This is a genomic window from Gracilibacillus sp. D59, assembly GCF_052246695.1.
In the GTDB taxonomy this organism is placed as follows: Bacteria; Bacillota; Bacilli; order Bacillales; family Amphibacillaceae; genus Gracilibacillus.
Window position 1 is genome coordinate 230,455 of record NZ_JBQQCK010000002.1, and the last position, 19,445, is coordinate 249,899.

At 37.1% G+C, this 19,445-nt stretch carries 15 protein-coding genes; 6 read left to right on the forward strand and 9 right to left on the reverse strand.

The annotated features are described in order from the left end of the window. Nucleotides 1–189 precede the first annotated feature (189 nt). On the reverse strand, nt 190–1,290 hold the full coding sequence (locus tag ACTWP4_RS04375; RefSeq protein ID WP_443127543.1) for a M24 family metallopeptidase: 1,101 nt from the start codon (nt 1,288–1,290) through the stop codon (nt 190–192). A 14-nt stretch (nt 1,291–1,304) separates the two neighbouring features. Further along, nucleotides 1,305–2,702: a sodium:solute symporter family protein gene (locus ACTWP4_RS04380; RefSeq protein ID WP_443127544.1), complete on the reverse strand. Its 1,398-nt coding sequence runs from the start codon at nt 2,700–2,702 to the stop codon at nt 1,305–1,307. Nucleotides 2,703–2,999: 297 nt separating this feature from the next. Between ACTWP4_RS04380 and ACTWP4_RS04385 the strand changes: the two genes are divergently transcribed. After that, on the forward strand, nt 3,000–3,944 hold the full coding sequence (locus tag ACTWP4_RS04385) for an NADP-dependent oxidoreductase (RefSeq protein WP_443127545.1): 945 nt from the start codon (nt 3,000–3,002) through the stop codon (nt 3,942–3,944). 190 nt (nt 3,945–4,134) lie between these two features. On the opposite strand, the gene ACTWP4_RS04390 is transcribed toward ACTWP4_RS04385, so the two are convergent. The 4 genes from ACTWP4_RS04390 to ACTWP4_RS04405 all read right to left on the reverse strand — a co-directional run bounded on the left by ACTWP4_RS04390 (nt 4,135) and on the right by ACTWP4_RS04405 (nt 7,596). Further along, nucleotides 4,135–4,605 (reverse strand): hypothetical protein, encoded by a 471-nt coding sequence (locus ACTWP4_RS04390; RefSeq protein WP_443127546.1) that lies wholly within the window; start codon nt 4,603–4,605, stop codon nt 4,135–4,137. A 431-nt stretch (nt 4,606–5,036) separates the two neighbouring features. Then, complete coding sequence (locus tag ACTWP4_RS04395; protein WP_443127547.1) at nt 5,037–5,393, reverse strand: DoxX family protein; 357 nt, start codon at nt 5,391–5,393, stop codon at nt 5,037–5,039. 71 nt (nt 5,394–5,464) lie between these two features. Next, nucleotides 5,465–6,322 carry an RNA polymerase sigma-70 factor gene (locus ACTWP4_RS04400; protein WP_443127548.1) on the reverse strand — a complete coding sequence of 286 codons (858 nt, stop codon included), beginning with the start codon at nt 6,320–6,322 and terminating at the stop codon, nt 5,465–5,467. Beyond that, a complete protein-coding gene (locus ACTWP4_RS04405) occupies nt 6,322–7,596 on the reverse strand; it encodes a phytoene desaturase family protein (RefSeq protein WP_443127549.1) in 1,275 nt (424 codons plus the stop codon). Before ACTWP4_RS04405 ends, ACTWP4_RS04400 begins: the two co-directional genes overlap by 1 nt. Nucleotides 7,597–8,108: 512 nt before the next feature. Between ACTWP4_RS04405 and ACTWP4_RS04410 the strand changes: the two genes are divergently transcribed. Next, the gene (locus tag ACTWP4_RS04410) at nt 8,109–8,831 is read left to right on the forward strand and encodes a sulfite exporter TauE/SafE family protein (RefSeq protein WP_443127926.1); all 723 of its coding nucleotides are present in this window, start codon (nt 8,109–8,111) and stop codon (nt 8,829–8,831) included. Nucleotides 8,832–8,927: 96 nt separating this feature from the next. Here the strand turns inward: ACTWP4_RS04410 and ACTWP4_RS04415 are convergent, their stop codons facing one another. Next, nucleotides 8,928–9,578, reverse strand: a complete 651-nt coding sequence (locus ACTWP4_RS04415; RefSeq protein ID WP_443127550.1) for an SDR family oxidoreductase — start codon at nt 9,576–9,578, stop codon at nt 8,928–8,930. A gap of 449 nt (nt 9,579–10,027) precedes the next feature. On the opposite strand from ACTWP4_RS04415, the gene ACTWP4_RS04420 reads away from it, so the two are divergent. After that, nucleotides 10,028–11,545, forward strand: coding sequence for a malate:quinone oxidoreductase (locus ACTWP4_RS04420; RefSeq protein ID WP_443127551.1), 1,518 nt, complete (start codon nt 10,028–10,030; stop codon nt 11,543–11,545). 59 nt (nt 11,546–11,604) lie between these two features. Here ACTWP4_RS04420 and ACTWP4_RS04425 read toward each other — a convergent pair whose 3' ends face one another. Together ACTWP4_RS04425 and ACTWP4_RS04430 are read right to left on the reverse strand one after the other, a co-directional pair. Continuing rightward, the gene (locus ACTWP4_RS04425) at nt 11,605–13,206 is read right to left on the reverse strand and encodes a glycoside hydrolase (RefSeq protein WP_443127552.1); all 1,602 of its coding nucleotides are present in this window, start codon (nt 13,204–13,206) and stop codon (nt 11,605–11,607) included. A 369-nt stretch (nt 13,207–13,575) separates the two neighbouring features. Next, a complete protein-coding gene (locus ACTWP4_RS04430) occupies nt 13,576–17,730 on the reverse strand; it encodes an endo-1,4-beta-xylanase (protein ID WP_443127553.1) in 4,155 nt (1,384 codons plus the stop codon). Between the two features lie 484 nt (nt 17,731–18,214). Here ACTWP4_RS04430 and gvpQ point away from each other — a divergent pair, with 484 nt between their 5' ends. The 3 genes from gvpQ to gvpO all read left to right on the forward strand — a co-directional run bounded on the left by gvpQ (nt 18,215) and on the right by gvpO (nt 19,445). Beyond that, nucleotides 18,215–18,787: a gas vesicle protein GvpQ gene (gene gvpQ / locus ACTWP4_RS04435; protein ID WP_443127554.1), complete on the forward strand. Its 573-nt coding sequence runs from the start codon at nt 18,215–18,217 to the stop codon at nt 18,785–18,787. A gap of 38 nt (nt 18,788–18,825) precedes the next feature. After that, on the forward strand, nt 18,826–19,101 hold the full coding sequence (gvpA, locus tag ACTWP4_RS04440) for a gas vesicle structural protein GvpA (RefSeq protein ID WP_443127555.1): 276 nt from the start codon (nt 18,826–18,828) through the stop codon (nt 19,099–19,101). A 77-nt stretch (nt 19,102–19,178) separates the two neighbouring features. Next, nucleotides 19,179–19,445, forward strand: a complete 267-nt coding sequence (gvpO, locus tag ACTWP4_RS04445) for a gas vesicle protein GvpO (protein ID WP_443127556.1) — start codon at nt 19,179–19,181, stop codon at nt 19,443–19,445.

The following is a 19,445-nucleotide window of genomic DNA, read 5'->3' on the forward strand; positions in this document are numbered from 1 at the left end:
TCGGTATAACCCCCTAGTTCGTTTCTTATATTGTGCTTTAATATTTAGTGATTATGCGTAAGAATCAATCAGTGACCGGGAGTTGGGTGTTGTTATCGTCTGAAAGAAAAATAAATACCCATATAAACAACCGACAAGTGTCAAGATGAGGTTACTTATATGGGTATTTTTACCAATTACCTGATTAAATTATTCTTTTATTTGTAGTTCTTTAGGGAATTTGGTCAATGTTTCATAACCATCCGCTGTAACTAGTACATCATCTTCTATTCTTACTCCACCGATACGGGGAATGTATATCCCTGGTTCAATCGTATAGACCATTCCTTTTGTTAGAATGCCATCATTTAGATGACTTATAGAAGGAAATTCATGTACGTTGATTCCCATGCCATGTCCGATTCGATGTGGGAAGTAGTCTCCGTATCCTGCATCAGTGATAATATTTCGAGCAACCTTGTCTAAATCTCCGATGCGATTACCTGGTTTGCTTTCTTCTAAGGAAGCTTGTTGTGCTTTTAATACGGTTTGGTAAATTTCTTTTTGTTTGTCTGTGACTGATTTAAATGCTACGGTTCGTGTGATATCAGAGCAATAGCCATCCATTACAACGCCTAAATCAAATAGAACCATGTCACCGGCTTTTAACTTGCGATTGCCTGGATTTCCATGTGGGTCACCAGTTTTTTCACCAAATAAAACCATAGTCGAAAAGGACATTTCTCGTATTCCCTTTCTTTTCAATTCATATTCGATTTTTGCTAATACTTCCATTTCGCTAATGCCTTCTTCAAGAGCATCAATACCTACTTGAACTCCATAATCAGCCATATATGCAGCGCGACGAATGATGGAGATTTCCACCTCATCCTTCACAACACGCATGTCATTTAATTTTTCTTCCATAGATATTACTGTTGCCTCTGGAAAGAAAGATAGAAACTCCTCACTCCGTTTATAAGTGAGAACTTCTTTTTCAATAGCAACTGCTTCTACTTTTTCTAGTTTCTTATTTTCTAATGTAGTTTTAATAAGTTTCCATGGATCTTCGTGATCGGAATATCCAATAATGTCGTATTCCCAACCTGCATCTTTTAATTGACCTGCTTCCATTTCAGGTAGGATAAACACTGGTTGTGCTTGCTTGAATACGAGAATTCCCATCAAACGTTCGTGGGGGTCTGTATAAAAATTTGATAAATAAAAGACATTTTCGGTTGAGTTCAAGAAAGATACTTCTATGTTCTTCTCGTTCATCCATTCCGTTACTTTTGTTAATCGTTCTTGCATTTTGGACACTCCTATCAGGAATTATTCGCCGTTTTCTTTTGCGTAGCTAATGAAACAACTATTAATACAATAACCGCAGCAGGAACCGAAATAACGACACTGTTTAAGTCAAATGGTTTACCAAAGATAATTTCCCATACTAATGTTGTTACAACACCTACAACCATGGAAGAAATACCACCGATTGCATTCACGCGTTTCCAGAAGAATACAGCTAAAATCGCTGGTGTTATACCTGCACCATAAACGGTATAAGCATACATTTGGACTTCTAACACCGTTGGGAAAAAGCTAATCAATAAATAAGCAAATACACCAAGGATTACGATAAAAACTTTTGTCATCCTTAATTGTTTTTGGTCTGACGCATCTTTATTAATATATTTTCCATAAATATCATACGTCATATTGGTTGCTGCAGAAAGCAAATAAGAGTTACCGGTTGTAATGATAAAAGCAGCAGCTGCAGCTAGTAAAATCCCTCCTATTGCTATAGGCATTGCGAGCGTCGTAGCCATTAAAGCCATCCCTGGATCAATATCGGGGAATAAAGAACGAGATGCAAAGGCAATTAGTGAAATGGCTGGTGAAATAATCAGCATAATAAGGAGCCAACCTAGTTGAGCCTTTCTAGATGAAGCATCTCCTTTTGATGACGCTAAACGTTGATACATGTTTTGGTCACCAAGTAAAAGGAATAAGGACGGTAGTAAATAGCCAATCAGCTGAATGTTTGTTAGTCCTCCCGTTGCCGTCAGATGAGAATCGGGAACATTTTCAATGATTGAATCCCAACCACCGGCAACAGCGAAAATCGTTGGTACGGTAATCACTAAGCCACCAACCATTAAAAACCCGCTGATTGCATCTGTTTGAGATACAGACTTAAGACCTCCAATCATCGCAAGAAATATGATTAAAACAGCTGCTATAATCGTACCGGTCTCTACACTCATTCCTGTTGTAAGATTAAGAATAAATCCGAATCCCTTCATTTGATAAGAAACGATCCCTACATAAGCTAATAGAACAATGATACTGGCAAGATTGCGAGCAGAGGGACCATATTTTTCTTCAAGAATACCGGAAATCGTATATTTTCCAAATGCTCTGATTTTAGGTGCCGCTATATAAAGGGTAAAAATACCGATTAAAGTTGGTATCATTAACATCAGGGAAGGGAGAATACCAAAACTATAAGCAACAGACGTTTCTCCACCTGATATACTTCCACTTCCTGTCCAGGTAGCCAGCAAGGTACCCATCAATACGAAAGGTCCTAAGCTCTTTCCTGCTAGGATAAAGTCTGTACTGTTTGAGACATTCTTGGACATATAAATTCCTAGTCCGATCATTACTACAGCATAAATCCCAATAAACCATAGTAATTGGGGGTTTGCTTCAAGTTCCATTACATCATTCACTCCTGTATTTTAAATATAGTCACTATCTGAAGGTGCTAACTCATTATATATGGTGCATATATTCCTATCAAATTATTTACTGTTGAGCAATTATAAAAAAAATATTGCTTAAACTGTTTTGGTAAACAGCATCACGAACGGAAAAACTATCAGGAGCGGTTTTCTGGGCATTTTGAATTTCAGTTGTTATGATCACTCAACAACAAGGGAATCAGAATGTTGTGCAAAGTTATATTATAGGTAGGACAATATAAAAGGTGATTAATGAAAAAGGAGTGAATCGATATGGAAACAAAAGCTGTGATTATTAATAAATATGGTAATAAAGACGTATTAGAAGAAGGGAAAGTAACGTTACCAGAAATTGGGGAACACCAAGTGTTAGTTCGCGAGAAAGCAACTTCGATAAATCCGATTGATTGGAAACTTCGTGAAGGATACCTGAAGCAAATGTTTGATTGGGAATTCCCGATTATTCTTGGTTGGGATGTTTCTGGAGTTATTGAGGCTGTAGGGTCAGAAGTAACAGATTGGAAAGCGGGAGATGAAGTATTTGCCCGTCCAGAAACAACACGCTTTGGAACCTATGCGGAGTATACCATTGTGGACGATCATTTATTAGCAGGAAAGCCAAACAATATTTCATTTGAGGAAGCTGCAGCAGTGCCATTGGCCGGTTTAACCGCTTATCAAGGTTTGTTTGATCATGGCCAGTTGGAAGAAGGACAAAAAGTATTAATTCATGCAGGGGCTGGTGGAGTTGGTACATATGCGATTCAATTAGCCAAAGAAGCAGGAGCCTATGTGTACACAACAGCAAGCGAAAAAAACCATGAACTACTTCAATCATTGGGCGCAGATGAAGTGATTGACTATCACACAACTAATTTTAAAGATGTATTACAAGATATTGACCTAGTATTTGACACCATTGGTGGTGACACACAAAATGACAGTTTTGTTGTCCTTAAAGAAAATACCGGCCGATTAATATCCATTGTAGGCGAACCAAATCAGGAAAAAGCGAAAGAAAAAAATATTGTAGCAAAAGGTATTTGGCTTCAACCAGATGGTAAGCAACTTAGTATTTTAGCTAAATTGCTAGAAGAGAAAAAAATGAAGAGCATTGTTGGTAGTACATTTCCTTTATCGGAAAAAGGGATTTATGATGCACATGCATTAAGTGAAACCCATCATGCTGCAGGTAAGATCGTGATTGCTATAAACTGACTATTAACTAGGTGTGATTTAGGTCTATCGAGTATGGTAGAGCCTCTACTAAACAAAACAGTATAATGAACGTTAAAAATGTTTTTGAACAAGGCTCTTCATACTAATAGTAGTAAAAAATAAACGCAGAAAGCATTTAAACAAGCCTTTTCTGCGTTTTGAATTTTTTTGACAGAGAAACATATTAACTTTACTGAGATTTTTTTTCAAAAAATTGGTTTAAATCTGTTTTATCTGTATCCTCTGCTAAAGCTTCTTGTATAGTATCGTTTAATAATTGCATTTTTTGTTTTTCGAAAAACGGGACACTTATCAAATAAGGTGTTCCTGCTTTTTCAATGTTTAAAATTGTTTGAATTCCACTCCCAGCAATTCCTACACCTAAAATTAATAATATCAGACCGAGGATAAAGCTATCGCCAAAAGATCCTAAACCCAAGAAAAATAAAATAATTCCAATAATAATTGGTTTCAAAAAATATTTGGTAGACAACATCGCTCCGGAAATATTTTTTAGCGGGATACTTTGTTGATCTTTACCTGCAGGAATAAATCCTAACAATGTGTTTGATAAGTTTGTTTTTACAAACCTATTATCTACCTCTACTTTTCCTTTTACCCAAAAGAAAAGCAAACTAGTTGAAAATTCAATAGCTTTCATTTTTGTCTCTCCTTATAAAAAAATAATAGTAAAAAAATAATAGTATCATATTACCATAAAAATTGTATAAGTTAAAGAAAAACTTAATTTATGGGTAAAATATACCGTTGATTGTCTTTTATTCCTTTTGATTTAGTAATTTGATTATAGGAGAGAACAGAGGTGGCTCCTTTTCTTTTTGAAATCTTGAACTGGAAAATAAATGATTGAGGAATTATTAAGAAGTGAAAAAGATTTAGAATTTATATATGAGGCTACGGTTAAAAAATCAATATCGAAGTTACTATTTGAACAAAAATGGCGACACATTCCCCTTCAAAATATATTCTCAGATATAGTGTAAAACAAAGAAAAGTATAATCCGCTATTATAAATAAATTTATAACAGCGGATTGATTTGAACAAAAGAGCAAAACCTTCTATGTTTTACGTTATTTTTTCCAAAGAATAAAAAGAAGAACAAGCATGACAAAATCTAATCTTGCTTCAAACGCAAATTCGAGTAATCCCGTTTGTAATACAGGCAATTTCGTAAAAAGAATCGCAGCAACTATAATGACTAATAATGGTATAGCCGCCTTCTTAACATAGTAATTAAAAATAATTAATACACCACATATTAATTCTGTAACCCCTACGATTAGTACTGCGATTTCAGGATAAGGTATACCAAAATTAGAAAAGGCAACTGTAAAATCAGCAACTACTAATTTCATTAGAGCAGAAGCTATAAATACGTAGCCAACAACATATCTGATAAGTTGATCGGATGAAATATTCCTTGGCATAAAAAGCCTCCTTAGAAATTGATATTCTATATATATGCAATAAAGGAAACGAGCTATGCAAAAAAATATTTTTAGGGCAATTTATCAGGATTCACGGTTAGATATATTTCATGAACTTTGTTGTTACTAATATAAAAACTCATGATGCTCTGAAGTGCTCTATTCATATAAATCACAATTGCCGGCTGACCATTGACATTTTTAATATCAAGATAAAAGTCTTCTGGAGCCTTTTTTGTTATGCCGTATAATAATGCCAATACGCTGGATAGTGATACTACGGGACGAACAGCAGCATGGACTTTGCCTCCGCCATCAGAATATAGTGTAACATTTTCAGAAATGAGTTCTAATAAGGCATCCATATTTTGTGTTTGAAATGCCTGGATAAAGTGAGTAATAACTGATTTGTTTTTCTCATAGTTTAGGCTTTCACCTTCTATGAATGAGATTTTTTGCTTTGCTCGACTGAAAATTTTTCTGCAGTTTTCTTCCTTCTTTTCAATAATGTTCGCAATTTCTACGTATGAGAAGCCAAATATTTCTTTTAAAAGGAGGACAGCTCTTTCATCTGGTGTCAAATGCTCCATCATTCGTAAATAAGCAATACTTAATCCTTCTTTTTGTAGCACTACCTCAGTTGGATCAAAGTCAAGTGATTTCTCTAGCAATAGAGGTTCAGGATTCCATGGCCCGACGTATTGTTCTCGCTTGTATCGAGCAGACTTTAGCACATCAAAACAGCGGTTCGTCATCATTTTGCAGAGATATGCTTTCTTATTTTCTATTTCCTGTTCCGTTATTTCGAACGCTCTTAAAAAAGTTTCTTGTACAATATCTTCTGTTTCTGATACGGAACCTAATAACCTATATCCTAATGAAAATAATAATGGTTTAAATTGTTGATACTCTTCATTACTAATTTGCATTATATCATCCCATTTTCTTTTTTTATTATTTCATCAGCTGCTTGTTTTCCACTGCTGATTGCTCCTTCTGACAAAATGGAGTTAGCAGAAGCCCAATCACCTGCTATATAAAATCCAGGGATATCTGTTTCGGAACGCTTCAGGTTTTGTTCATCACCTATTCGAGGTAAGCGTTGGTTTACTGTAATGTTAGGGAGAATACGTTTTGTTATCACATATTGTTGCCACCCTGTCTGTAGTTGTTCTAAGAATTGTTCAAGCTCGTTTTTTACCTCATTCCCATCTATATGCACATTAGGAGAGTGATATTTAAACACATGAAGAATAGTACTTTTTCCGTCATCAGAGAGCTGGGCAACATTTGAATGTACAGAATAATAGAAAGGGTTAGTGATTCCCATAGCGAATGATAGCTTTGGATTAGGAAGCTGTGTTAAAGCGACATCTAAAGTTGCTCCCTTTACAGGTGTTATTTCGGTAAAAAAACGATTCTGAAGATGATCACCTAGCATGTCATTAAGTTCTTGAGGATGAGTTGTACAAATCACCTTGTTTGCGAGTATTTCCTCGTTATTAGACAATATTAATGTATGATGATCGACTGATGGGGCGATATGTTTTACCACAGAGTTTGATTGAACCTGAATACCAGATATGACCGCTTGATTGTGGAGTTGATCAATCATCGTCTGCCAACCGCCATCTAGATATAGTACGCCGCTCATGCCAACTTTCAAATGTGATACTATTAATTTTGCGCTCACCTTTTCAGGTGCATGACAATATGTCGTAAGTCTCGCTAATAAATAAAGTAATGACGCTACTTTTTGCGATGATGTGATTTGCTTAACCCATTGTTGGAATGTGAGGTCTGCTAAATTTTCGGTATCCACTCTATTCACTTTTATCAAAGCGCTCATCCATTCCAAACGTTCTTTCCAATTAAGAAATTTTGTTGAAAATAGCCCTGAAGGAGTCAAAGGTGCAACATATTCCGTATTATTTTCGATTATAAAGCCAGTTAATTTCGGTGATTTACCATTAAGATTAATACGTAATTCTTCGAGAATAGGTTTCGCTTTTCCTTTTTTATAAATAGCGTGGGGTCCAAGATTGAAATATTGGTGTTTTATCTTATCTGTTTTCGCCCTTCCGCCAACATGCTTACCTCTTTCTAATATTAATATCGACAAATCGCTTTTAGCTAGATAATTAGCTGCAACATAACCTGCTAACCCCGCACCAATAATTACTACATCCCATTTTTTAGCCATATGATAGCCTCCTTTTGTTATTTCATAACTCAAGACGAGGAATGTAGATTATTTGTGACAGATTTTATTATGAATCTAGGAGGATTTAGAGAAAAGTAAAAAACTGCAAAAGTAAACATGATTTTCTTAGAAGGAAAGGACTTGAAATATTGGTGTTTTACATTTGTTGGAGATAAACACATCTAGCCCCGTGCCTAGTTTGTTACACCGCTGGGGATACAATGTTTCTAAGTCAAGCGGACATCTGATTCGTTATTTGTATTTAAATAGCTATTTTTGGGGCGTAAGTGGACATCTAGTTCGTTATTTCCTTAAATTCCTAAGAAAACAACCTCTATTTTGCTGAATAACGGAACAGATGTCCACGAACATCCCGATATCACTGTTTTCACCAGATATAACGGAATAAATGTCCGCGTTAAAGCCATCTATTGGTCATTATCTAATGTGATACAATATACTAATAGTTGTAATTAAGGATTATAGCACTGAGTACAGAAAGCAGGTTCTATATAGACACGATCCTATTCTTTTTAATTATTATAGTAGCCTCCATTCTTCAAACCAGCACAGGGTTTGGTTTCTCAATTTTGGCTACTCCTTTTCTTCTTTTGGTATTTGAACCTCGCGAAGCAATACAAATAAATCTGTTGTTATCACTAGTTATTTCTGGTGCCCTAATAACCAAGATTTTAAAGGATATTGATTTCAAGATTTTACGGAGATTGTTGCTTGGGAGTGTTATAGGTCTGCCGGTAGGAATTTTTACATTTTTACTAATAGATATAATCAAACTTAAATTAGGGATTAGCATTATTATCTTAATATTAACGATAATGCTTATACTAAGGTTTAGAATCAAACAAAATAAAAGACGAGATTTGATTGTGGGTGGATTATCAGGTTCTCTAACAACAAGTATTGGCATGCCCGGACCGCCATTATTGTTATACTTTTCTGGAACAGATACTCAAAAAGAAAAGCTAAGGGGTACAACTCTGTCTTTTTATTTATTTATCTATTTAGTAAGTTTAATAATCCAAGTCATTTTTGCAGGAACAAGTAAAACAGTCTGGCTTTCTAGCGGAATTGCTTTACCACTAGTATTAATAGGCCTTTACTTGGGACAAATACTTTTTAAATGGATTAACCAAAATGTTTTTCGTATATTTACATATATCATCTTGTTGTTTACAGGAATATACTTGCTTATGGAGAGCTTTGGTCAATTGTAATCATAATAGAAACTTTATGAATAAACTGGGTAAAATAAAACTGATCCATTTCGCCAATCAGGTGAAATGGATCTGCCTTTAAAGAAACACAAAGTTTTAAATCGATTGAACCGCTTCTTCAACAGGCGTATTCCCTGTTACAACTTGAAATCTCTTTCCAATCGTAGAATCATTGTTCAAGCTAGCTACAATCACTCTTGCAATGTCTTCTCGAGGAACTTGACCTCTTTCTACTTTTTCAGCTAGTTCCACTTTGTTTTTGCCCGGATCATTTGTTAGTCCACCAGGGTGAATGATTGTATAATCTAAATCAGTTGATGTCAGCCATTCATCTGCATAATGCTTCGCAACCACATATGGCGCAAAACCTTCTGGAGCAGATTGGATTGCTTCACGACTTGTATCGAATGAACTGATCATAACATATCGTTCCACATTGGCTTGTTTTGCTGCTTCAATCGTTTTAACAGCGCCATCCAGATCGATCATAAGGGTTTTATCTTTACCAGTGTGTGGCCCAGATCCTGCTGTGAATACAACAGCATCTACTCCTTCTGCAGCCTTAGCGATTGCATCAATTTCATCTTCAAGATCTACAATCGCAACTTCAGCACCTAAATCTTGAAAGTAAGCAGCTTGCTCTTCTTTTCGGATCATTGCTTTTGCTTCTAGATTATCGTCATCTTGAATGAATTTGACAAGATGTTTTCCTATTTGGCCATTTGCCCCTACAACTAATACTTTCATTTACTTCACCCTTTCCAACTTTTCTATATTTTCCATTTTAAAGGTTAAAAGAAGAAAAGTTAAATAATTGATTCCCCATGAATACTCATGGGTTGATCGAATCAATTGGATCGCCTCTTTAGAGTATATGTAGTTTCAACAAAATAAACCATATCTACTTCTATGACGCTTACGACATTATTCTTACTTTTTTTCCAACTCTAAATAGTTTATAATTATTAGATGATAGTAGATATTTAAATAATTATAATAGACTATAAATGGGTATAATTGGGAAGGAAAGGTTTTTTCCTGAGTGACGCAATTTAAAGCAGGAGAGCCTACTCTTTTTTTTGCACGTTAGTAAAATTTTAAAGTGCGGAGTATAAGTAAAACTAAAGCTTTCGCCAGAACTTGCTGAAAAGCCAAGTGTTTTCTTTACAGAGAAGGGATCAGAAAGGAAGGTTTTCATGAGTGACATACAGAAAAAATCAGATGTTATCTTAATTGGTGCCGGAGTAATGAGCGCGACTTTGGGGGCAATGCTGAAAGAGTTAGCACCAGAATGGGACATTACAGTGTTTGAGAAGCTTGATAAAGCAGGGGAAGAAAGCTCAAACGAATGGAATAACGCGGGGACAGGTCATGCCGCATTGTGCGAGCTTAACTATACATCGGAAAAAGCTGATGGATCAATCGATACTACCAAAGCTGTAAAAGTAAATGAACAGTTTCAGGTATCAAGACAGTTTTGGTCTTATCTTGTAAGAAGCAACCTGCTTGAGAATCCACAAGACTTTATTATGCCAATCCCTCATATGAGCTTAGTCCAGGGGGAAAGCAATGTAGCCTTTTTGAAAAAACGTTTTGAAGCGTTATCAAATATTCCTTTGTTTCAAGATATGGAATATTCCGATGATCCGGAAAAACTGAAGGAATGGATTCCGCTTATAATGGAGGAACGTACACCAGATGAACAGATAGCGGCAACGAAAATTGATTCTGGAACAGATGTGAATTTTGGTGCTTTAACACGCAAATTATTCGAACACTTAGAGGAGACAGATGTTGAATTAAATTATAAGCATAGTGTCGAGGATATAAAGCGAACCAGTGACGGTTCATGGGAAGTAAAAGTGCATGATATTGATAACGGTAAAATAGAATATCATACGGCAAAGTTCATCTTTATCGGTGGTGGGGGCGGAAGTCTGCCTTTATTACAGAAAACCGGTATTCCTGAGTCCAAAAATATTGGAGGATTCCCGGTAAGTGGGCTATTTATGGTATGTAACAATCCTGAGGTCGTAGAGAAGCATCATGGAAAAGTATATGGTAAAGCTAAAGTTGGTGCTCCACCAATGTCTGTCCCGCATCTCGATACTAGATTTATCGATAACAAAAAATCATTATTATTCGGACCGTATGCTGGTTTCTCACCAAAGTTCTTAAAGACAGGGTCTAATTTTGATTTACTTGGTTCAGTAAAACCAAGTAATGTCTTAACCATGTTAGCGGCAGGGGCAAAAGAGATGGCATTGACGAAATATCTGATCCAACAGGTTATGTCATCGAAAGAACAGCGCATGGAAGAATTACGTGAATTTATTCCTAATGCAAAAAGTGAAGATTGGGATATAGTCGTAGCTGGTCAACGTGTACAAGTTATCAAAGATACAGAAGCCGGCAAAGGAACGCTTCAGTTTGGTACAGAAGTTGTTAGTGCTGCCGATGGCTCGATTGCCGCATTGCTCGGTGCATCTCCGGGTGCTTCTACTGCGGTACAAGTTATGCTGGAATTATTGGAAAGATGTTTCCCTCAACATATAAAAGAATGGGAACCTAAGATAAAAGAAATGGTTCCATCTTATGGTGTGTCGCTGGCAGAAAATCCTGAAATGTTCCGTGAGATTCATACTGCGACAGAGGAAGCACTTGGTCTAAACGTCAATGGACCGGTCCATAGTGCAGAATCAAAAAGTAGTTAATGAAAACAGTATAGTATTAGAAAAAGCCGGTTTTCTTATTGTCAACCGGCTTTTCTTCATTATTGAGCGACTAATGTAACTACTGATTTTGCCGGAACATTAAACGTTTTATGTGCTGGGAATAAGTTTTTTTGTTCCAGGTCACTGTTTTCAGAAGTTACATATGGTTTAAATTGTATGGATTTCTTGTTGCCAGGTAGATCATCTACATTGATATTGACTGGTTTTGTTTCATCGCTATGATTGACAAGTACAATAGAGAGTTGGTCATCTTCTTCTTGATAATAAGCAGATCCCATTAGGCCATCCTTATCGTTTGCACCCTGAAGGTCAACTCGATAAGCTCCTGGTCTAACGAAGCGGCTGTAGTTACCTAACGCCCATAATAACTTAGATTCGATGATTGTTTCTTCATCACCCTGCTCAGAGTAATTCGTATAAATTAAGCCGTCCTTGTAATCATATGGTGAGAGTGCTAACCACCATTGCCATGCGGAAGCTTGTGTTTCAACCATGTCATAATGAATAAGTCTGGCAACATCTAGGGCAGTATCCATGGATAGGTCTCTTCCATGCCCATGATCTCCCAAAATACAGTATTCGGACATCCATATTTTTGCGTCCTCATCATATCGATCTATATTTTCCCGTACAGACTCTCTTAATGGAATTAAACGGTCCTCACCAGCATAATGATCAGACCAATAGGCGTGCGCACTAATCTTATTACCGATCATTTCTTTAATATCACTATCTCCTAAAAATTCTTTAATATATTCTCGATATTTACCAGGATAAGCTCCACTAGCGTTTCCACTGCTATACCTGCTATCACTTCCTGTAAATTCTGCATATATATCATCATCAAGGAGGGATGTATATTCTACTGCTTCTGGAGCATCAATCTCAGTTTCAAGACCTCGGCTTTTCAGCTCATGATGTAATGCTGTGATAACCTCCTTCATATCCTCAATATTGTAACGATTTCCTTCTTGCCCGGCATAATTCCAATCCCAAGTAGGCTCATTAATTGGACTAATATAGTTAAAAGGCAACCTTTCTTGTTTGAAGTGCTCCAATACATCAGCTAAAAATACCGCAAAATCATCAATATGTTCCTCTTTTAGATTTGTACTACCTACAGAAGGGTCAGGCTGTCCATGTCCATTCTTTGTCATCCAAACCGGTGGACTATTTACAAATGCAATAAATTCCTCAACACCGCGTTCTTTAGCTGCTTGAAGAAACCATTGCTGACCAGCCTGTTTAGACCAATCATAATTCTCATTTTGTCCTGTTTTAAAACTTTCTGTTCTTCTAAAACGGTCTGTAATGATTTCTTTATCTGTCATTTCACTACCTGCGCCGATATTAAAACGCCACATCGATAAACCAATTCCTTTATCCTGTGAAAATAGTAAATCAGCCACACGTTTTTTATTTTCTTCAGACCATTCACTGCCAATTGGATCCATGGACCAAGCACCAGAAGCCCCAAATCCATCAATTTCTTGAAACTTATTATCCACGTCGATGTTAATTTCCTGGGCAGTGTTATTCTTGGGAACTGCTAAGTTGTTTTCTTTTGCATAACTAACTGGTGACCCAAGCAGTAGTACACTAAGTGATAATGCTAAGGATAGTTTTAATTTCTTATTCATTGACATTAAAATCTCCCTTCGAATAAAATGTTGTGAATTCGCTTTCATAAATGTTATCAAAATTAGCAAGTAATATCAACTTTCATGAAGTTGATAGAGCAGAGGTCGAAGTTGATAGAGAACCGCGGAAAGTTGATAGAGCGGAGGTCGAAGTTGATAGAGAACCGCGGAAAGTTGATAGAGCAGAAGTCAAAGTTGATAGAGAATGCCGAAGAGTTGATAGAGGAGAGGTCAAAGTTGATAGAGAACCCCGAAAAGTTGATAGTGAGGCACCTAATTAATAATAAATTCCAAATGTAAATCGAAATGAAGTTTGATAAAAAAGAAGAGGCTGACGCATTTCATCAGTCTCTTCTTTACTTGATTCCATTACGCTTTTCTTCTTTTATTAACTAGTAAGAAGACAGCACCAACAAGGAGTATAATGAATCCGGCCAAGAAATAATTAAATGTACTTGTAGCGGTATCAGGCAATTTATTCTTCTCATCTATATCAGATTCATCTTGATTGACAGGGTCTTCCTCAGCATTTTCCGTTTCAAATACGGTAAATGTACTAAAGTGGCTTGTTTGTGCTGTAACAACACCGTTTTTGTAATCTCCACCGACTAGTTCCCACTCCTCAGTTTCTGAATTCCAATAGAATACTTTTACATGATCAGGTTTTTTTACTTTGTTTTTATTGACTTTAAATGAAAGGGTAACTTCCGAATCAAACTGACTGATTTCTTTGCCACCTTGCATAATTGTAAAGTCATAGACAGGACTTAAAGCTCCATCAATATCTTTCATTTTTAGAATTTCAAAATCGACAGCTTGATCTCCATTTGTCAATACAGATGCTGGCAACTGGATGCTTACATCTTTCATGTTAATGGTAATGTTAGCATTTTGCTGCTTTAACTGTTTCACTTGATCACTAGTAAATGCAACAGTGATAGAAGAGTCGTAATTTCTTAGATTAATAACAAGTTCATCTTCTTTTTCCACCTTATTGATAATGGTATCTTTAACTGTTGCTTTTTTATCTTCTACTACTGGTTTGGTTACGATTTGTTTTGGTTGTTCAGGTTTAGGTTTATCTGAACCTGGCTTCTCTGGTTGATCTGACTCTGGTTCAGGTTCTGGATCACTTGATGCTTCCAGTGTTAAAACACCGAATACAGATGTATCCTGATAGCCAGCACCAGTCGTATCGTTCCATGTAGCAGCACTTTGGCGAGCACCGTCTTGCGCATCATTAATTTGCACGTCAAAACCAATTTTTGTGTCAGCCGTTGGAGTAATAGTTTTAAAAGGTATTTTCACTTCAACAGTGTAACCATTATCTGAAACATGAGTTGCTGATTCGAATCCTTCAGCAATACTTTCTGGGTTAAAGGAAGTTTCATTATCAAAATTTACTCTGTATTGTCCATCGTCGTCTTCGTAGGATGCTGTTTTTCCATTATTCTCATCGACAAAGACTTCGATGGAATCTTGTTCCCATGCATTTTCGTTTGTTTTATCCAGATTGGAGTCACTTACTTGAAACATCACATAGAGGTTGTTATCATCCCACAGAATCTTAGCTGTACCATTTGCACCCTGCCACGCCATCTGATAACGATTAATCGGTAAAGCAGGTGCATTGCTCCAAACATCATCGATCGATCCATCGATTTCAGGGGTACCGTATGAAGCGGTAGAATGATTTGCTTCTTTCTCCTCAATGTCGTGTTCTGCAATAAATGTATCAGGATCAACTACAGCGTAATATGCCGGTTTCGCTTGTAAGTCTTTATCAAATAATAATGGACTTTGCTCAGCTCTCCAGCTTGTCGCATCATTAAGACCCCAGAATGTTACACGAGAGATATGTTCAGCATGTTCTTTGTAGATCTGGAACAATTGTGCATATAAATAACCTTGAGCGATAGCTTGTTGATCTGTAAGCTCACCATCACTACCAGCTGTAATGTCCAGCTCTGTCACACCAACTTCCACACCAAGCGAAATAAATTTTTCTAGCGAGCTTCTTACGTTTTCTGGATTTGTGTTTAAATTGTAGTGAGCTTGCATACCGATACCGTCAACAAGGAGGTCTCCGTTGTTTTCAGCAGCATAGTTCTCATTGATTTCTTTTACCATCTGGTAAATGGCTTCTGCTTTGTTTTGGTTATCATCATTGTAATCATTGTAATAAAGCTTGATGTCCCAGCCGTTTTCTTCAATTACTTCTTTTGCTGCAAGGAAAGCTTGCTCTACATAATCTGGTCCAATAGCTTTATACCAACCAGATTGACGTAAGGAGGCCTTCCAATCAGACGGATTTGGCGGATTATCAATCATCGCTTCATTGACTACATCCCAGGAAATCACGTTTGGTCCGAAATGTTCAACTGTTGTTTTAACATGGTTTCTCAAATTTTTAAGAGCTTGTTCCCGACTTAAAGGATCACCATTTTCGTCAGAGTGTAGCCATTCATCTGATTGTTGGTGCCAAACGAGTACATGACCATGCATTTGTAATCCTTGCTCAGATGCTTGTTTGACAAGTGCATCCTCGGCAGTAAAATCAAATTCTCTCTGATCATTATATGCATAACCTGGTTTTAACGCATTCTCTGCGGTAACAAGGTTGTGATGCATGTTAAGAAGTTCCAGTCTGGTACCTTCAAATTCACCGCTGGAGACTGCATTGCCAATTAGAAAATAGTCTCCATATACATCTTTTATCGGTGTTAGATCTTTCTCGATTTCAACTTCTCCCGAACCAGTAGGCTCAAAAGTTACATCATCAATATAGAATGAGGCTGTACTGTTATTTGAGCTTTCTACATAAATGGTCAAATATTCGCCACCTACACTGCTGTAACGGTAAGTTCCTTCAAGTTGAACCCAGCCATCTTCAGAACTAATCGTTTTTCCTTGCAGGTTATTGTAACTAGCGCTGTCACCTTCACCAACCTGTGTTGATAGCTGAAGCTGTGAACTTTCCGGCGAGATCAGCTTAACCCATGCAGAAATATTATATTCTTGACCTTGGTCTACATATTGTTCTACATGTAATGATGGTCCATGCCAATTTTCATTTCTGTTCTCTACTTTGAGGGCAGTGGAACCTCCATCGGTATGATTCGCTTCATCGGTAACAGTTAGAACTTCCGTATCACCTCTAGCTTCGAAGCCACCAGTTGTTTGATCTTCAAAAGTAATCGGAGTGAAATCTTCAGCAGGTGGTCTCTCCTCTTCTGGTTGTTCCTCCTCACCGTCCTCTGGAGTTACTTCTTCGGTAATAAGAACATCACCGATATAGAACGGTATTGTATTTCCGGCTTCATTCGATTGGATGCGTAAGGCTCTGTCTTGACTTGTATCTACCGTATATTGTCCAGATAAGGTAAAAGTTTGCCCCGATATAAAGTCAGCAGCTACATACAATCCGCTATAACTGTCAACATTCTGAAGCAATACTTGGGCACCTTCCGAAACCGATACATTTTCATCTACATAACCTCTAACCGTAATGGTATAGGTTTTGCCATTTTCCATACCCACTTCACTGAATGGGATGTCAACACCGTCCCAATTGTTGCTTCTCTCACTAACATGAATTGCATGTCCATCATCATTGTTTTCAAATACGATATCAGAAACTGGATTCACTTGAGCGTTACCAGCTGGCGTTACAACACCCGAACCATTGTCAAATGCTTCGTGATAAACAGTTCGAGTCTCTGAATCATCTCCTGATCCCGTTTCAGGGGCAGGTCCGCCAATCCAACCAGCGATTTCCTCTAGTGTCGTATCCATAACTACATAATGACGCCCCATAGTATATTCGTCTTCATCAGGGTAGCCGACCTTAAAAGCATACTTGATGCCATTTTCTTCATTTACCTGTTTTGCCACATCATTGTAGCTTCCATAAGGATATGCCATGAGAATTGGATTTTCGCCTGTCATATTACTTAAGTACGTATTAGCTTGAGCTATTTCTTCCTCAGCCTGCTCCATTGTTATGTTACTTCTCTGACTGCCATCATCACCCCAAATTTCACTATTATGTGTATTGGAATGATTTTGTAGACTGACATTTGGATGGTCTGCTAAAGTTTTCAACTGTTCTTCGGACATACTGTAATCACCACCGATCCAGTTGGTGATAACGAATTGAACAGCTTTCAGATCATACTTTTCTAAGATAGGAAGTACATTGGTGATAAAGTCAGGAGTAGCATCATCAAAGGTTAATAGAATCGGGTTTTCTGGAGCCGTTTCTGTTCCTTCCATGATATTTACATATTGTTCTGCGGATAAAGTGTTATAGCCATTGTTTTGAAGATACTTCATCGTCTTTTCAAATTTTTCAATGCTGGTATCTGTCCATTCGTTGGTAGGAGTTTCCACAACCCGGTGATACAGAAGAACTGGAATATCTTTGCTTGTAGCTGCTTTTGTAACCGGAGTGATCCAACCTGATGGAAAGACTAAAATTGTTATAAGAAATAATGAAATAATTCTTTTAAAATTCCTACTCATATTTTGTATTCCTCCAAAAATATTATTTTTTCAAAATATAAAACGCTTACAAAGATATTAATAACCTCCTTTCCATCTATCATTGTAGCTTGTTATTAGAGAACCTTTAACCATAAAACCTAAAGATAATACTTTAGAAATTAAATATATTTTTCTAGTAGTTGAACGAATTAACAATGAAGAAGGATGCCAAGATTGTGCTCTACTCGAGTCTGATTTCTTTTACCTTATTTGTTCGAAACACCTGTTCTCATCCGATTAATTACTCTTTTGTTTTGGTGATTTATAACCGGTTTTAATAACCTATTACATCGAATAATCATCTTATACCATTGCGGAATCAATGAACTTTTGACTCCCAACTCAAGAAAAATGGCGCATTGACATCTTTCATAAAATAGTATATTTTTACCGGTTTTTTAAAAATGGATAGAGGGAATCGATTCATAGGCTGGTCAAAACATCTAGGATAGGGAGGTTTTAAATGGAAACACCTCAAATAATAAAGATTCATCGCAGAACAGCTACACTAACTGTTAGCGGTGTCATATTCATTGTGACGACGGCCCCGCTATTGATTCCAAAAGTCCGGAGATTGGCTAGGAAATTTGTCCGCAGAATAAGACGTGCCTTGAAACAGGCTGATGGACCAGCTGAATTAGAAGCCAAAGTCAAAAGTGAAATTACAGAAGAGATGGCGGACCAGTTTCGAAATCATCTGAAGGAAGGCATTCAGACAAAATTGAAGAATGTGCAGAATCACCTTCAAAAGAAGAAAAAGGAAAACGAAGAAAAAGTACAAGCCAATGCCGAAAAAGCAGAAGCTAAAATGCAAGATACACTACTAAAAGTAAGAGATAGAGTAGCTGGTGTCAAAGAATCCGGTAAAAGTCTGCAAATGATTTTGAAAGACAGGTGGCCATCGGATCGTACAATGAAGGGCACCAATCAAATCAAAGGAGCAAGGTACATCAAAAGCTCCACTGACATTAAAAGTTCGACCAAAATCAAGAGTACTCAGCATATCAAGTATCATTCAGATTTAACAAACCATTAAAAGGCGTAATGTAAAAAATCACGAGAGGAGCATAAAACATGGCAATTCAAAAGTCAACAGACAGTTCAGGATTGGCAGAGGTTATTGATCGAATTCTCGATAAGGGGATTGTCATCGATGCCTATGCCAGTGTATCGGTCGTTGGGATTGAATTAATTACAGTTGAAGCTCGGGTAGTGGTCGCAAGTGTGGATACATGGCTGAGATATGCGGAAGCAGTTGGGCTATTGCAGGATGAAGTTGAGGAAGAGGGACTATCAGACCGATTATCCGCACGTAGTGAAAGTATGGAATATAAAGAACAGTCTAACTGATAGGCAAAAAGGTCAGAGTCTCCTGACTCTGGCTGTCTTTTGCTGATTGAATCCCTCAATTGAAGGAAGTGAAGCAAATGAAAATAATGAAGGTGGTAAATGATTTCTTTATAGAACATATTGCTCCACCCTATAAAATTATTTCCGTGAAAAAGCATAAAGAAGGCGAAGAAAAAGGCTGGAGAGCACTGGTTGAAATTATCGAGGAAAAAGAATACATGAAAAAATACGGGCATGATCAGATGATAGGACTCTATGAAGTGTTCCTTGATAAAGACTTAGAAGTCACTGGCTTTTCCCGAATTAGTCTAAGGTTCCGTAGCGATATAGAAGAACAGGCATGA

What these genes read in the sequence shown, in the direction of transcription:
- ACTWP4_RS04425 (WP_443127552.1), bottom strand. Translation starts at nt 13,206, where the DNA reads ATGAATAAGAAATTAAAACTATCCTTAGCATTATCACTTAGTGTACTA.
- ACTWP4_RS04430 (WP_443127553.1), bottom strand. Translation starts at nt 17,730, where the DNA reads ATGAGTAGGAATTTTAAAAGAATTATTTCATTATTTCTTATAACAATT.
- ACTWP4_RS04380 (WP_443127544.1), bottom strand. Translation starts at nt 2,702, where the DNA reads ATGGAACTTGAAGCAAACCCCCAATTACTATGGTTTATTGGGATTTAT.
- ACTWP4_RS04395 (WP_443127547.1), bottom strand. Translation starts at nt 5,393, where the DNA reads ATGCCAAGGAATATTTCATCCGATCAACTTATCAGATATGTTGTTGGC.
- ACTWP4_RS04385 (WP_443127545.1), top strand. Translation starts at nt 3,000, where the DNA reads ATGGAAACAAAAGCTGTGATTATTAATAAATATGGTAATAAAGACGTA.
- gvpA (WP_443127555.1), top strand. Translation starts at nt 18,826, where the DNA reads ATGGCAATTCAAAAGTCAACAGACAGTTCAGGATTGGCAGAGGTTATT.
- ACTWP4_RS04375 (WP_443127543.1), bottom strand. Translation starts at nt 1,290, where the DNA reads ATGCAAGAACGATTAACAAAAGTAACGGAATGGATGAACGAGAAGAAC.
- ACTWP4_RS04415 (WP_443127550.1), bottom strand. Translation starts at nt 9,578, where the DNA reads ATGAAAGTATTAGTTGTAGGGGCAAATGGCCAAATAGGAAAACATCTT.
- ACTWP4_RS04405 (WP_443127549.1), bottom strand. Translation starts at nt 7,596, where the DNA reads ATGGCTAAAAAATGGGATGTAGTAATTATTGGTGCGGGGTTAGCAGGT.
- gvpO (WP_443127556.1), top strand. Translation starts at nt 19,179, where the DNA reads ATGAAAATAATGAAGGTGGTAAATGATTTCTTTATAGAACATATTGCT.
- ACTWP4_RS04400 (WP_443127548.1), bottom strand. Translation starts at nt 6,322, where the DNA reads ATGCAAATTAGTAATGAAGAGTATCAACAATTTAAACCATTATTATTT.
- ACTWP4_RS04390 (WP_443127546.1), bottom strand. Translation starts at nt 4,605, where the DNA reads ATGAAAGCTATTGAATTTTCAACTAGTTTGCTTTTCTTTTGGGTAAAA.
- gvpQ (WP_443127554.1), top strand. Translation starts at nt 18,215, where the DNA reads ATGGAAACACCTCAAATAATAAAGATTCATCGCAGAACAGCTACACTA.
- ACTWP4_RS04420 (WP_443127551.1), top strand. Translation starts at nt 10,028, where the DNA reads ATGAGTGACATACAGAAAAAATCAGATGTTATCTTAATTGGTGCCGGA.